Annotated in this window: 11 protein-coding genes; 3 read left to right on the forward strand and 8 right to left on the reverse strand. The window is 52.9% G+C overall.

Going from position 1 to position 14989, the window contains the following annotated elements:
- Window positions 1-142: 142 nt before the first annotated feature.
- From mukB to cmoM, 4 genes are read right to left on the reverse strand one after another with little or no spacing between them, the layout of a single operon-like run.
- The gene (gene mukB / locus FH974_RS10090; RefSeq protein ID WP_207103250.1) at window positions 143-4603 is read right to left on the reverse strand and encodes a chromosome partition protein MukB; all 4461 of its coding nucleotides are present in this window, start codon (window positions 4601-4603) and stop codon (window positions 143-145) included.
- Window positions 4603-5328, reverse strand: coding sequence for a chromosome partition protein MukE (gene mukE / locus FH974_RS10095; protein WP_047884127.1), 726 nt, complete (start codon window positions 5326-5328; stop codon window positions 4603-4605). Before mukE ends, mukB begins: the two co-directional genes overlap by 1 nt.
- Window positions 5309-6631 carry a chromosome partition protein MukF gene (gene mukF / locus FH974_RS10100; RefSeq protein ID WP_047884126.1) on the reverse strand — a complete coding sequence of 441 codons (1323 nt, stop codon included), beginning with the start codon at window positions 6629-6631 and terminating at the stop codon, window positions 5309-5311. The genes mukE and mukF overlap by 20 nt, the downstream gene beginning before the upstream one ends.
- Window positions 6628-7464, reverse strand: a complete 837-nt coding sequence (gene cmoM / locus FH974_RS10105) for a tRNA uridine 5-oxyacetic acid(34) methyltransferase CmoM (protein WP_207103251.1) — start codon at window positions 7462-7464, stop codon at window positions 6628-6630. Before cmoM ends, mukF begins: the two co-directional genes overlap by 4 nt.
- Before the next feature lie 120 nt (window positions 7465-7584).
- Here cmoM and elyC point away from each other — a divergent pair, with 120 nt between their 5' ends.
- From elyC to FH974_RS10120, 3 genes are all read left to right on the forward strand, one after another.
- Window positions 7585-8397, forward strand: coding sequence for an envelope biogenesis factor ElyC (elyC, locus tag FH974_RS10110; protein WP_207103252.1), 813 nt, complete (start codon window positions 7585-7587; stop codon window positions 8395-8397).
- A gap of 348 nt (window positions 8398-8745) precedes the next feature.
- A complete protein-coding gene (locus FH974_RS10115; RefSeq protein WP_047884122.1) occupies window positions 8746-10134 on the forward strand; it encodes an L-cystine transporter in 1389 nt (462 codons plus the stop codon).
- A 572-nt stretch (window positions 10135-10706) separates the two neighbouring features.
- Window positions 10707-11081 (forward strand): YgiW/YdeI family stress tolerance OB fold protein, encoded by a 375-nt coding sequence (locus FH974_RS10120; RefSeq protein ID WP_207103253.1) that lies wholly within the window; start codon window positions 10707-10709, stop codon window positions 11079-11081.
- Window positions 11082-11249: 168 nt separating this feature from the next.
- On the opposite strand, the gene kdsB is transcribed toward FH974_RS10120, so the two are convergent.
- Genes kdsB through msbA form a run of 4 tightly spaced genes read right to left on the reverse strand, consistent with a single transcriptional unit; the run spans window position 11250 to window position 14932 of the window.
- Window positions 11250-11999: a 3-deoxy-manno-octulosonate cytidylyltransferase gene (kdsB, locus tag FH974_RS10125; RefSeq protein ID WP_047884121.1), complete on the reverse strand. Its 750-nt coding sequence runs from the start codon at window positions 11997-11999 to the stop codon at window positions 11250-11252.
- On the reverse strand, window positions 11999-12178 hold the full coding sequence (locus FH974_RS10130) for a Trm112 family protein (RefSeq protein ID WP_047884120.1): 180 nt from the start codon (window positions 12176-12178) through the stop codon (window positions 11999-12001). The genes kdsB and FH974_RS10130 overlap by 1 nt, the downstream gene beginning before the upstream one ends.
- Window positions 12159-13175, reverse strand: a complete 1017-nt coding sequence (gene lpxK, locus FH974_RS10135) for a tetraacyldisaccharide 4'-kinase (protein ID WP_207103254.1) — start codon at window positions 13173-13175, stop codon at window positions 12159-12161. The genes FH974_RS10130 and lpxK overlap by 20 nt, the downstream gene beginning before the upstream one ends.
- A complete protein-coding gene (gene msbA / locus FH974_RS10140) occupies window positions 13175-14932 on the reverse strand; it encodes a lipid A ABC transporter ATP-binding protein/permease MsbA (RefSeq protein WP_047884224.1) in 1758 nt (585 codons plus the stop codon). The genes lpxK and msbA overlap by 1 nt, the downstream gene beginning before the upstream one ends.
- Window positions 14933-14989 lie beyond the last annotated feature (57 nt).

The raw sequence follows: 14989 nt of genomic DNA on the forward strand, positions 1-14989 counted from the left end.
GTTAAAATTTTAGGAGTTAATGAAAGGGCAAAAAATTTATCCGCGGGATAATTAAGTAATGAGAAAAAGTTCTTACTTACAAGACGAAAAAAGCCGGTCATCTGACCGGCTTAGTATCGAAGGGAAAATCAGAGGCTCAGCGTTACGCCGGATCCAGCTCCAGAAGCTCCTGAATATTAGAGGTTTTCGGCTCCTGGCCAAAACCACGCAGACCCACGACATGTACGTGTTCACGGTCTTTGAAGATCTTACGTACCAGCTTGTAAGTGGTACCCTTCTCCGGACTAATATTTTCCGGTGCCGCAATCAGCAGCTGCATATCCAGACGCTCACACAGCTCAAACAGTGTAGCGATTGACTTGGCATCCAGACGGGCGGCCTCATCAAGGAACAGCAGACGACACGGAATAATATCTTTGCCACGCAGACGACGAGATTCTTCTTCCCAGCTCTGTACCACCATCAGCAGAATGGCCTGACCGGTACCGATCGCCTCACCGGTTGACAGCGCGCCGGATTCGGCCTGCAGCCAGCCGTCGCTGCCACGGTTAACCTCGATGCTCAGCTCCAGGTAGTTACGGTAGTCCAGTAGCTCTTCACCCAGTACCTGCGCGGAACGCTGCCCGGTATCGATATGCGGGTTCAGACGCTGGAACAGTTTCGCCATCGCTTCCGAGAACGACAGACGGTTATTACCAAACAGATCCTGATGCTGATCCTGCTGCTCTGCCAGTCCGGTCAGCAGCTGCTCGTGAGTTTCGCGAACCTTCACGTTCAGACGCACACCGTTCACCTGACCAAAGCTGATGTTCTGCAGTCCCTGATTCAGCATGCGGATACGGTTCTGCTCACGCTGAATGGTCTTGCGGATGATGTTCGCCACAGAGTCCGAGCTGATTGCCAGACGCTGTTCGCGCGCAGTCAGTTCTTCACTCAGGCGTGCCAGCTCCACTTCCATTTCTTCAATCGCTTCAACCGGATCATCGGTGCGAATGATGTCATGGCGGATACGCTCACGCAGATGCTGGTAAACCGCGATATAGAACAAGACTTTGCGTTCTGGGCGAGACGCATCTTCCGAGGCGCGCAGCGCATCGCGCAGGTTCTCATTATCGGCCACCGCCTGGCGCAGTGCACCCAGCGATTTATCGGACAGCGAACGCAGGTCGTCGGCTGACATGTACGCCATTTCACGACGGTGCAGACGGCGTTCGACGTCGCTTTCACGCGCCAGACGCAGCACCGCACACCAGCCGGCTTTCGCCATCACGACCAGTTTACGCAAATCCTGATAGTCTTTACCCACTTTACGCAGGCGCTTCACTAGCGATTTCATCTCCAGCTCAATGGAGGTGATGGCTTTTTCCAGCTGGCTACGACGACTACGAGAAGCGTGCAGACGTTCATTCAGCTCATCACGGCGCAGACGGGCGCGCTCTTCGGCTTCGATATCAGCACGAACCCCCAGCTCCTGCAGCTCACGCTCAAATTCCTGGATGGTCTCCAGTTTGGCCTGATGAGAACTCTTCAGCGATGCCATCAGCTGGTTGTACTGGTTAGCCTGAGCGCGAGCCTGTTTCAGGCTTTCGCGGCAACGGGTACGCTCACGTTCAGCCGCCGCCAGTTTCGCTTTCAGCTGTTCATTCAGTTCAGAACTCTTGTTGAGCAGATCAACCGAGTCGGCGTAACTAAAGTGGTGACGACGCTCAACCAGATCGGCCACGGCGAAAATCTTGGTTTTCAGGGCTTGTAGCTTGGCATCAGCCTGTTCATATTGCGCATTCAGGGCATCAAACTGTTCCGGGTCAGCGTCCAGCGCTGTCACCAGTTGTTCCAGTTCAGCAATGGCTTTGCCATGGCGATCCAGATAGTGACGGGCTTCATCCAGCTGCGCCAGTTGTTGCTCGACGTCCTCAAAACGGGCCTGAAGTGTTTCGTCTTCCAGCAGGTTTACCAGCGGGCTGATTTTACCCAACAGGGTCAGACCTTCACGGGCCCCATTCAGCTGGCTGCGCTGCTGTTGTTCACGCGCCTCGGAATCAGCCAGTTCACGGCTGATTTGGTTACGTTTGTCGCGAGCGATTTTCAGTGCCGCTTCCGGATCGTCGTGGAAAGCAACGGCCATGTGCGTAGCCACAAAGCTGTTGAAGCTCTGGTACAGACGCTGCAGTTTCTGTGAATCGAACGACGCTTTGGCGTGATCTTCAATCAGCTGATCGCGCTCTTCGCGCAACCCTTCCAGGCGCTGTTCACGGGCCGCACGACCAAACAGCGGCACTTTCGGGAAACGCGAGTAACGCAGCTGACGATCATTGAGATGTACGCAAACCGCATCTTCCAGTTCGTCCACATCGAACCCGCTATCATCAAACGAGTCCGCATCCCCTTCGATGATGTACAGATCGTCCGGACAGTCATCCAGACCGACCAGCTTCTCTTTGATGCCTTTCAGATCCGGTACCACAATTGCGTGACGAGCCGGACCGTACATGGCACTGAAGTACGGAGCATCAGCCAGAGTGATATCGTCATAAATTTCAGACAACAGGCAGCCACCCAGCGTATCCGCCAGTGCGCGCAGGCGAGAATCATCGCTGCCGCCCGGCTGTGCCAGACGCTCAATTTCCTGCTCCAGCTGCTGCTTACGTGTCGCCAGGGCATCACGCTTGGCCGATACCGCACGTTCCTGATCCAGCGTGTGCTGCATTGCTGCCATCACCGCCTGACCATCCTGCAGTGCAGACTCAGACTGATCAGACAGCTTGAGCAATGCATCGTTGGCTGCAATCCAGGCCGGGGCTGTGGCTTCCAGGGCCTTAATGTCCACGGCCAGTTGCTGCTCCTGGCGTCGCAGTTCATTGCGCTGCTCTACCAGCGTTTCCTGATCCTGCTCAAGAGCTTCCAGCGTTGCTTCGTGGCGTGCCTGCTCTTCCGCCATTGCCAGCTCACCGTCGATAGTGACGGCAAAGCGTTTGGCATAGGTTTCAGCCAGCTCCAGTGCCTGACGCTGGTTACGCATGGCGCGTTCCATGTCGCGGTACTGGGCTTTCAGCTGCTCACTGCGCTCCGTAATGCCAGCCAGCTGGCGGGCATGGGCAATCAGCTCACGGGCTTTGCTGCCCGCATCGACACGTTCAACAGCGCCAGCGATCGTGGTCACAATCGCCAGCCCTTTTTCAAACTGCTGGGCAGCCGCAGACGACATGTCCAGTTTGTGTTTTAGCGCCAGCAGTGCTGTGGTCTGGGTATCCTGCTCCTGCTTCAGCTGCGCCAGATACGGCACGGCTTTATCCGCCAGCAGCTGGTAGTCCCCTGACAGTTCACGGGCTTTTTCCAGCGCCTGTACCGCTTGCTGGTATTGCAGGGCACGGGTCTGCTGCATGTCGAGTGCTTGCTGGTAATCGGCCAGCTGGGTTTTCAGACTGTCGACTTCTTCTTCAGTCAGCAGCGCCTGCTCTTCCGCCATTGCCAGCTGCTCAGCCGCTTCTTCAACGACCATCACCTGCTCTTCGAGACGCTCAGTCAGCTCTTCCAGATCTTCACGGTAGCGCTCGATTTTCTCCTGCTGGCGGACAGCCGTCTGCACCAGTTGCAGGTGATCCGACGCAGCCTGATGATCCTGCTCCAGCGCGCCTTCGCGCTCGGTCAGTTCATCCAGCTCAGCGGTCATGTTCATCAGCGACTTTTGCTGATCGTCGAGCGTCATACGTGACCCCATCAACTCACCGCGCAGGCTGAGCACTTGCTCCAGCTTGTTGCGGCGATCGTTAGCATGACGCATGTAGTCGGCGGCCACGTAGTTGGTCGCTTCCGTGATCAGGTGTTTGAACAGATCACGGTCGCTTTGAGTCAGCTTGATTGCTTCCAGCGTCATGCGGTTTTCACGCAGGGCCGCTTCCATGTCCTGGAAGGCTTTTTTCACCCCGCTGTTGTGCGGTAACAGGTAGTCACGCAGCGAGCGGGTAATGGCGCTGGAAATCCCCCCGTACAGGGATGCTTCAATCAGGCGGTAGAACTTAGAACGGTCAGTGCTGTTACGCAGTTTCTTCGGCAGTACGCCAAATTCAAACATTTGCGCATGATAGTCGGTCACAGAGTTGAAGGACTTGAAAATCACGCCTTCAAAATCGGCCGTCACAATGTCTTTAACTTCACTGAGCTGACGAACGCGCGCCTGGTTGTCAGACAGGGTTTCAACCAGCACTTCCGTGGGTTTCACGTGTGAAGGCAGCCCCTGAATGATAAATGGCTTGATGTCGACTTTCTTATCACGCCCTGCGACCTGCTGCAGTTTGACTACAAACAAGAGGCGCTGGTTGTTCGAGTTCACGACATCCAATGCGGCGTAACAGGCACCCGGTTTCAGCTTACCGTGCAGACCTTTATCGCGAGAGGCGCTGGAGCTGCCCGCTTCCGTGGTATTTCGGAAGTGCAGCAGGCTCTGATCCGGGATCAGGGTGGTAATGAAGGCCGCCATGGTGGTTGATTTACCGGCACCGTTACCGCCCGACAGCGTGGTGACCAAGTTATCGATGTCAAAGGTACGGGCAAAGAAGCCGTTCCAGTTCACCATGGTTAACGATTGATACTTACCGCGTTCCATTAGGCTTCACCCTCCTGACCGGCGTGTTCGAGTTCTTGTTCTAATTCTTCATCGTCCAGCAGGCTGGATTGGCTAGGCGCCTGTTGATGCACGACAACGGCTTCACCATCACGGATCAGACGCATCTGCGCTTCGCGGATATCATCTCCGGCACGTACGTCCGCCCCGAAGCGGAACACGGCTTCGCTGATGCGGAACTTGCCGCTTTCGCCAATAGGAATAATCATGCCCAGGCGGCGCAGACGGCGTAGCGATGTCTTCACTTTGTCGTACAGCTTTTCGCGGTCAACGTCAGAACCACTGGCACGGTGAGTCACCAGCTTCATCAGCTTTTTCTCATCCGCCAGCGCCATCAGTTCTTCAAACAGTTCCTGATTGGTAAAAATACCTTCGTGCGCCAGACGCTCCGGGCTCAGGTACAGGAAACACAAGACCTTACCCACCAGCATATCCAGCTCGGCCAGTACAGAGCGGCTGATCAATGACGTAGAACGCGGGCGTAAATAAAAGAAGCCTTCCGGTGCACGCACCAGTTCAGCGTTATAACGCTTATAAAACAGCGCGAGTTCCAGTTCGAACTCGATCAACATCGCGTGGTTGTCCAAATCTTCGCTGGAGATATGACGACCAGAACGAAGGGCATTATCCAGTGCCGGGAAAAGCGGGTTGGCAATCGCCTTGGCCAGCTTCTCAGGCATGTATTCTTCAATATTTGTCAATGACATTCGCTTGTACCTTGGCTCCGTAATTATTGATCGCTTCCCAATCCGGCTGAATGGCGTTGAAATCCGCTTCGGAATATCCCATCCGAACGGCCTGGTCGACGACCAGACGCGCCATGTCGAAGTGCTTCGCCTGTGGGTGCTGAGCCAAATAATCTTTCAGGAGTACACTCAAGTTAATTGCTGCACCGGTTTCTTTATGGGCCTGCAACATCAGGGCAATTTGTTCTGCCAGCTGGTCATGCACCAGATCCAGCTCTTCAAATTCCACTTCTTCCGGCACAATCCCGGTCACTTCGTCATCACGCAGTACCAGTGCTTCGTCACGCATATCGAGCAGACGCTCGGCATCGGCGTAAGTCAGCATCCAAGGTGCGTCGAAGTAATCCTGTACCGACTGTCGCAGACGCTGGCTGAATGCCCGGTTCTTATCCATATCGATCGCGGTACGGATAAATTTGTGAACGTGGCGGTCATAGCCAATCCACAGGTCAATCGCCTGCTGACCCCAGTTAATAATGCGGTCCAGTTTAGACTGAAGGTTGAATACCATCGCACTGACAAAATCCAGCTCAGGGTTGCCCTGAATTTCTTCCTGGATAATCAGCAGTTGCGTCTGCAACTGGTCACCGGCTGCCTGCAGGGTATCCTGCAGTTCACGCAGGGTGCTGGATGTTTCGTTCAGCAGGGTTTCACAGCTGGTAATGGCCGCACGCCAGTCCTGATTCAGCAGTTCCGCAATGTCCTGCTTCACCTGCTGTTGCTGCTCATCCATCGCCCTCTGGTTAAGATCGATGCGGTCAAAAATCTCCGCCACCGAGTACTTGAGCACTGCATGTACGTTCTTGCGCCAGTGTTTCTCATCACCGCCCTGCTGGGCGGCACTGGCTGCTTTATTAATTTCATCGGCAACCATCGCCAGCTGAATCGACAACTTCAGGGTCGAGTATTCGCGGTGACGGGCGTAGTAATCGGTAATCCCCAATGCCAGCGGACTTAAACGGTAAATACTGGCACCGTCAGTCAATTCACTGGTAAAGCGGGAAATAAGGCGTTGGCGAACCAACTCATTTATGGCGTTGTTGGCGCGAAAGGCGACAGTTTCCGGCGTTTGCTGAAACAGTTCGCTGACAATGCGAAATGCATCAATCAGTTCACCTTCCCCTAATTCTTCGTCAATACGATCGCCGCTTAAGACAGCAATCGCCAACAGGAACGCCAGCCGTTCAGTTGGCAGGTTAAGCTCGAATTCATTCTGCTTAACCCAGTTAACCAACTCAGGAACGGTCTGGGTGACTTCACTCATCCGTTGTCCTTATTGCTGTTATTTTCTTTCATCTCAGGGCTGTGCGCGTCGTTTTGCACGTCAGGTTTTTGTGCATACACATGGATGTAACGACCTAGAGACAAATATGGTTCCTGGCGACACAGCTTACGCTCCATCTCCAGAACCTGTTCAAAGGTGTAATCGCCGACCCGGACTGTTTGCATGTAGTCATGGAAAGTGCGTACACCCGTTTTGCCTAAAATCTCAAAACCGGCAGCATTGAGCCAGTGGTAAACATCTTCCGGCTTAATCCCTTGCTGCGGCTGTAATTTAAACCGCTTGCGGTGTGGCATGCCCTCTTCAATGTGCGTCAGGTTGCCGCAAATCAGGTTCTTGAACAACAGACCATTGTAGTTGTAAAACATGACGGAAATGATGCCGCCCGGTTTCACCTGTTTCATCAGGCCTTCCAGGGCCGACTTCGGATCAGACAGCCACTCCATCACGGCATGGAACAGAATCAGGTCCACCGGTTCATCCAGGTGCTGACCTATCTCCTGTACCGAGCTATGAACCAGGCGATATTGCTCAAGCAGACCCTGCTTGGCAATTTCCTGCTCGGCTAATTTGAGCATTTCACCAGAAAGATCACATAACGTAACGTGATGTCCGAGTGCTGCAATTTTCTGCGAGAGCTGACCAATCCCACCGCCGGCATCGAGTACCTGCAGGGGCTGTTGTTTGTTTAACAGGCCCAGAATTTGCTCTAAATCTTCCCAAACAACGGTTTGCCGAATCAGGCCTTTACCGGTGCCGTAAATATTTTTTGCAAATTTTTGGGCTAAATCGTCAAAATTTCGATCTTTGATCACGTCGGCTTTACGTTATGATAGCGGTTTCAAAAATGTGGCTTATTTTCTCACAAGCGATAGAGGAATAAAGGCTTGTGGTGCTTTTTCAAGCTCAACTGCTGATTTTTCGGACTACATTCCATGTTTGAACTCAAAAAAATCGTGTCGGCATTTTTAATGCCCTTACCAGCCATGCTGCTGATCGGGCTCGCCGGACTGCTGCTGCTCTGGTTTTCCCGCCGTAAAGGACTAGGAACAGGGCTGGTCAGTATTGCTTTCCTTGGGATCTTCCTCTTCTCCTTCCAGCCGGTGTCGACTAGCTTACTCCGTCCGGTGGAAAAAGCGTACCCTCCTTATGTGCCTTCCGGCAAACCGGTCGAATTTGTGATGGTACTGGGCAGCGGACATATTATCGACAATGCCATGCCAATCACTTCGCAACTCTCCCGTACGGCTCTGATGCGGTTGTCTGAAGGTATTCGTATTCATCGCATGTTTCCCGGCTCTAAACTGATTCTGTCAGGCTTTAGTGGGGGGACCGAAGTGAGCCAGGCAAGGATGATGGCTCAGGTAGCCCTTGCACTGGGAGTCAACAAACACGATATCCTGCTGCTTGAAACAGCACGGGATACCAAAGAAGAGGCCTCACAAGCCGCCACTGTGGTCGGCGATCACAAACTGGTGCTGGTCACCTCCGCCAGCCACATGTCACGGGCATTGAACGAGTTCCATTCGGAAGGTCTCACGCCAATACCCGCACCGACCAATTTCCTTGCCAGCAACAAGATTGAACAGCCGTGGGAACGTTATAAACCACAGGCCTTATATCTCGAACAGACCGAGCGTTACTGGCATGAACAACTGGGTCGCTGGTGGCAAACGCTGCGCAGCCTCCTGAATCAGCAAAACGAGACGGCTGAAGAGAGCCATAACGACGCTATGAATGCAGGATAGCCGCGGCATACTGGGCTAACCTACCTTTCCCAACTCAACCAGCATTCAACTGACTGCTTCAGGCCAACAAAGTTCCAGCCGCCGGTTACCGGCGGCTTTTGTAATGACGATACTCCTTACTATCTATCCGGTCTTTTCTCTGCTGTTTATGTTTCTTTTTCGCCAACTCACGCCAGCACTGGTGACTTTTTCACCCTTATTCAAAATAGTTTTAACTAGTTCTATTTTTTTATATGGATAGTAATAAAAATTAATTCCTGTTTTGCGATACAAATCATAAGATCGCTTCCAGCTTACTATTCTTTTACCTGCTCGCTGAGGCAGGTCAGACCGTTTAGGATTCCACATATGTTTGTAATCATTAACCTGGCGATCTTTGCCCTGCTGATCGCCTTGCTGTTTATGCAGCAAAGGGCAGAAAACACCTTGTCAAAACGTGTATTTACCAGTCTGGGACTGGGTGTTGTCTTCGGTGCTGCGATGCAGTTTGTTTACGGCGGCGGCAGTGACGTCATCAGCGGTACGCTGGAATACGTGAATATTGTCGGTTCGGGTTATGTCAGCCTGCTGAAAATGATCATCATGCCGTTAATCACTGTGTCGATCATCGGTGCGATCATCAAAGTGAAAGACTCCAGCTCGCTGGGTAAAATCTCCGGTCTGACTATCGGTATCCTGCTGGCAACTACTGCGGTTTCAGCATTGATCGGTATTCTGGTCAGCAACATGTTCGGCCTGTCGGCAGAAGGCATTGTGCAAGGCGCGCGTGAAATCGCCCGTGGTGAAGCACTGGAAACTCGCCTGACATCTGTTGCCGGTCTGTCATTTGCTGACATGATTATCTCGTTCTTCCCGGCCAACCCGTTTGCGGATCTGGCAGGCAGCCGTCCGACGTCAACGATCGCGGTTGTTATTTTCTCTGCTTTCATTGGTGTGGCCGGTCTGACCGTGATCCGCACTCAACCAGAGCTGGGTGCCTCGTTCGAGAAATTCATGCAGGTTGCACAAGAAGTCGTACGAACTCTGGTACGTATGGTGCTGAGCCTGACGCCTTACGGTATTCTGGCTCTGATGACCAAAGTGGTGGCCGGTTCTAACGTAAACGACATTCTAAGCCTGCTGAACTTTATGGTGGCGTCTTACGTGGGTCTGGGACTAATTCTGGTGATGCACCTGGTACTAGTGGCCTTCGTCGGAGTAAACCCGATTCGCTTCCTGAAGAAAATTCTGCCAGTACTGACTTTTGCGTTCACTTCTCGCTCCAGTGCAGGTGCGATTCCAATGAACATCGAAACGCAGGTGAAAAAACTGGGTAACGGTGAAACGATTTCTAACTTCTCTGCCTCATTCGGTGCCACTATGGGCCAGAACGGTTGTGCGGGTCTGTACCCGGCGATGCTGGCAGTGATGATTGCGCCAACGATTGGTATCAATCCTCTGGATCCGGGTTTCATGCTAACGCTGATTGCCATTGTCACTATCAGTTCATTCGGTATCGCCGGTGTGGGTGGTGGTGCAACGTTCGCCGCGCTAATCGTACTGTCGGCACTGGACATGCCTATCGCGCTGGCAGGCCTGCTGATTTCTATCGAGCCTCTGATTGACATGGGCCGTACCGCAGTGAACGTCAGCGGTTCGATTACAGCCGGTACCATTACGGCTCGCCTGATGGGTCAAGCGGATAACCAGATTTTCGAGTCTGACAACGAAGTCGACGTACAAACTGCAAAAGCGTAAGCTTCCGACCTCGTCAACACATTCAGATTTCGTAAGGCCATCAGGGAAACCTGGTGGCCTTTTTCTTGGTTTACATTAAGGTCAGGATGCCTCTGCCTGCCTTCCGCCTGTTTTTCTTAACCATTGCTGCCTTATCCATTGCAGCCATTGATTCTGCGTGCATGCGATTCGCTTTTTTCTGTGTAACCTCTTCATTATCTTTCCCTCATTTCTGAGCGTTAAGTCTTCACAACTGGCTTTTGCACATTGCGTGATAGGCTACGGGCTGTGCAGTGAAATCCCTATGAATGAATGATGAACAGGCGCCTCACGCTGGGTTCAGTCCAATTGGGCTTTAATAGCTCCAACAAACAGAAAACAGAAAACCCAGCCAATTCCATCCCATAACAGATGAAAAGGGGGGAGCTGGGTGCAAAATCTGAAACGGAGGCCTGATTATGATGAAACCACGCATTGCCCTGATTCGCCTGATCCAAAACAAACGACTGCTTAGTAAATGGTTCTTAAACCAACAGTTCTTAAAAAAACGGTTCTTAAAAAAACGTTTTTTGAAAAAAATGATGTCCAGCGTAATGACTAAGCGCGCAATGACTAAAAGTGCGGTACTGGCCATCGCGACCACACTGACACTGGGACCAGCAATCGCATTGGCTACCCCGACTAAAATGACCTACACCGGGCCTGTCGACGTTACACCTATCAAAGACGTGATGCACAACAGCGGCATGCTGAAAGACCATGCTGTGGTACTCGAGGGATTCCTGGTGAAACAGATCAGCGCTGATACCTACATGCTCAGCGACGGTGTGGATGAGGTAAAAGTAGAACTGGATGATGACATCCGTTTCAACAAAGCCATCACGCCAGAGACCCGCCTGCGCCTTTACGGCGAAGTGGAAGGCGGGCTGACAGCAGAAGTGGAAATCGACAAAGTTGAGTTCCTGTAAGTCCCTACCCGTAGCTTGCATCGCGGTAGCTTCTGCCGCCAAGTCGCAGCGAAGACTTGATCACTAATGCAAGACATAAAACAGCGCAGACACGAACCCCGCCCCGTCGGGTCAGCACCAACAAAAAGGGCTGAAGGATAACCTTCAGCCCTTGTGTTTCAGGTCGGTTCAGCCACCGACCAGAGCGCGGACTTTGTCCAGGTCTTCCGGCGTGTCAACACCCGCCGGCGGCACATCAATGGCCACATCGACATGGATCTTTTCGCCGTACCAAAGCACACGAAGCTGCTCCAGCGCCTCAATTTTTTCCAGCGCGCTCGGCTCCCATTCGATGTAGGTTTTGATAAAACCGGCACGGTATGCATAAATCCCGATATGACGCATCAGGTTATGGTGGATTTCCTGCGGGCGCTTAGCGAAATTGTCACGATCCCATGGAATAGAGGCCCGGCTGAAATACAGCGCATAACCGTCTTTGTCCGTCACGACTTTCACCGCATTCGGGTTAAAAACCTCGTCCGCATGATCAATTTCCACCGCCAGCGTTGCCATTGGAGCCTTGCTCTGCTCCAGGTTGACCGCGACCTGACGAATAATGGTTTCCGGGATCAGTGGCTCATCACCCTGTACGTTCACCACAATGTGATCATCCGCCAGGCCATATTGCTCAACCACTTCTGCCAGACGCTCGGTGCCCGATTCATGGTCCGGACGAGTCATACAGACCTCGCCGCCAAACCCGCGCACCGCCTCTGCAATGCGATCGTCGTCTGTCGCGACAATCACCTGATCCGCACCGGCTTTACTGGCCTGCTCATAAACCCATTGAATCATAGGCTTACCAGCAATATCTGCCAGCGGTTTGCCCGGCAGGCGCGAGGACTGGTAGCGGGCAGGAATAATTACCGTAAAGGCCATTATTTCACCTCGTCAGAACTCAGCGTACGAGCTTCCGGTTCAAGAAGTACCGGAATACCGTCTTTAATCGAATAAGCCAAGCGATCAAACTTACAGATCAGCTCATTTTTGTCTTTATCGTAATTCAGCTTCCCTTTGCATACCGGGCAAGCAACGATTTCAAGCAGACGATGATCCATATTCTTCCTTTACCTTCATAATCCGGTTAATTAAACCCTCAGCCTGTTCTTCAGGAAGTACCGCATCCACAGGCAAGTACCACCAATCAGACTGAGCGAAAGAGTGGCATTTCACCGCATCTTTCTCTGTCATCACTAAATGCTGCCCTTGTTGGGCGAGCTGTTGTAATTCTTGTTCACTGAATGCCTGATGGTCGGCAAACGGCTGACAGTGAACCGGGAACACGCCCAGTTCCTGTAACGTATTAAAAAAGCGCGGCGGATGACCAATACCGGCCATTGCGACCAGATCGCCTTGCAGGCTGGTTACCTCGCACCGTTCACCACTCACCAGATTCACCAGTGATGCCGGTGCCAGTTGCATCGGAATTTCTCCAGGCTGCGGCTTTCCGCCATTGCAGATCAGAAAATCCACTTCTCTGAGCCGGTCACAACTTTCGCGCAACGGCCCCAGCGGGATCAGCTGTTTATTGCCAAATCGTCGCTGACCATCAATCACCACAATCTCAATATCACGCGCCAGGGCGTAATGTTGCAGGCCATCATCCGTAATGATGACGTCTACTTCCGGCTCCAGTAATGTCACGGCTTCGGCCCGTTTCGGCGAAACCGCAACCGGAACACCGGTACGACGATAGATCAGCACCGGTTCATCCCCGGCTTCGGCCGTTGTACTGTCAGGCGTTACCCGATACGGGTAATACGGTGCTTTCGCCCCATAACCCCGGGACACCACGCCGGGGTTTAGCCCGGCGGCTTTCAGTTGTTCTACCAGCCAGACGACTACCGGTGTCTTACCGTTTCCGCCGGCGGTGATATTACCCACCACAACCACCGGAACCGATGCACGGTACACAGCCTTCTTGCCAGACTGATACGCCTGACGGCGGGACTGGCTAATTCGTCCGAACAGCTTGCTAAGCGGCCACAACAGCGGTTTTAACAGGCAACCGGCCGGATGTGACTCGAACCAGATTTTTTCAATCAACGAGGCCATCAGTCACCAAACTGGATACGATGCAACTGAGCGTAAGCACCGTCCTGCGCCAGCAGCTCCTGGTGAACGCCACGCTCGATAATATCGCCTTCATCAACCACCAGGATCTGATCGGCATTTTCAATTGTCGACAGACGGTGGGCAATCACCACCACGGTACGGTCTTTCTGCAGCTCATCCAAGGCAGACTGGATCGCGCGCTCTGATTCGGTATCCAGAGCCGATGTGGCTTCATCCAGAATCAGAACCGGCGCATCGCGCAGCAAGGCACGGGCAATCGCGATTCGCTGACGCTGGCCACCAGACAGGCTGACCCCGTTTTCGCCAATCACGGTATCCAGGCCATGTTCCATGTTGTTGATAAAGTCCATCGCATGGGCCAGCTCTGCCGCTTTTTCAATATCAGCGCGGCTGTATTGCTCACCGCTGGCGTACGCAATGTTGTTGGCGATGGTGTCGTTGAACAGGTGCACATTCTGCGACACAACCGCCACCTGCTCACGCAGGTTAGCCAGCTTGTAATCACAAATATTGCGGCCATCCAGAGTAATCTCACCGGAGTCAATGTCGTAGAAGCGGGTCAGCAGGTTGGCAATGGTACTTTTCCCTGAACCCGAACGCCCGACCAGCGCCAGTGTTTTACCGGCCGGCAGGTCAAAGCTGATATTACGCAGTGCCGGGGTATCTTTGGTCGGATAAGTAAAGGTGACATTCTTCACCTGGATATCGCCTTTGACACGCTTCGTTTCAAAAGTCCCTGTGTCTTTTTCCGCTTCCAGCTCCATCAGGCCAAACAGTGTCTGACACGCTGCCATACCACGCTGGAACTGTGAGGTGACGTTCGTCAGGGCTTTAAGTGGGCGCATCAGACCAAACATCGAACCGAAAATCAGGGCGAAGGTACCTGGTGTCAGCGACTCACGCAGACTCTCGGTATTAGCAAGAATCAGAACCACGACCAGTGCCAGAGAAGCAATCACCTGAATCACCGGGTTAGCAATCGCCTGTGCCGACACCAGTTTCATGGTCTGCTGGCGCATGCGGTTGCTGACTTTTTCAAAGCGCTCCTGCTCTACCTGCTGACCACCGTAACTCAGCACCACTTTGTGGCCCTTGAGCATCTGCTCGGCAGACGAGGTAACAGACCCCATCGCATCCTGCATATTCTTCGAAATACGACGGAAACGCTTGGAAACGACGCGAATACTGAACGCAACGACCGGCGCAATAATGAGCAGGATCGATGACAACTGCCAGCTGTTGTAAAACATGATAGCCATCAGCGCGATAATGGTCGCGCCTTCACGTACCAGACTGACTAGCGCACCACTGGTGGCTGAAGCGACCTGCTCTGAGTCATAGGTAATTCGCGACAGCAGCTTACCGGCCGATTCTTTGTCAAAAAAGCTGACCGGCATTTTCATGAAGTGGTTAAACATCTGACGGCGCATAGCCATGACGACATTGCCGGAAACCCATGCCAGGCAGTACGTCGATACAAAACCGCTGACGCCGCGCAAAATCATCAGGCCCAACAAGTAAATCGGCATCATGGCCAGGAAATTAGATTCAAGGCTGCCCAGCCCACCGAAACTTTCGTCCATCAGCGGCTTAATCATGGAAAGCATCAGCGCGTCGCTGGCTGCATTGAGGATCAGGGCGACAACGGCAACGGCCAGTCCGGTTTTATACAGACTGATAGAGGGCCACAGTTGCTTAAACGTTTCCCAAGTGGATTGGTCTTTGGGTTGAATCATGGAAACCATATTTTTTTGAAGTCAATTCCCGACATTCTACTCGCTTACTGCGCGTGG

Source organism: Photobacterium ganghwense, from assembly GCF_017329545.1.
GTDB classification, from domain to species: Bacteria; Pseudomonadota; Gammaproteobacteria; order Enterobacterales; family Vibrionaceae; genus Photobacterium; species Photobacterium ganghwense.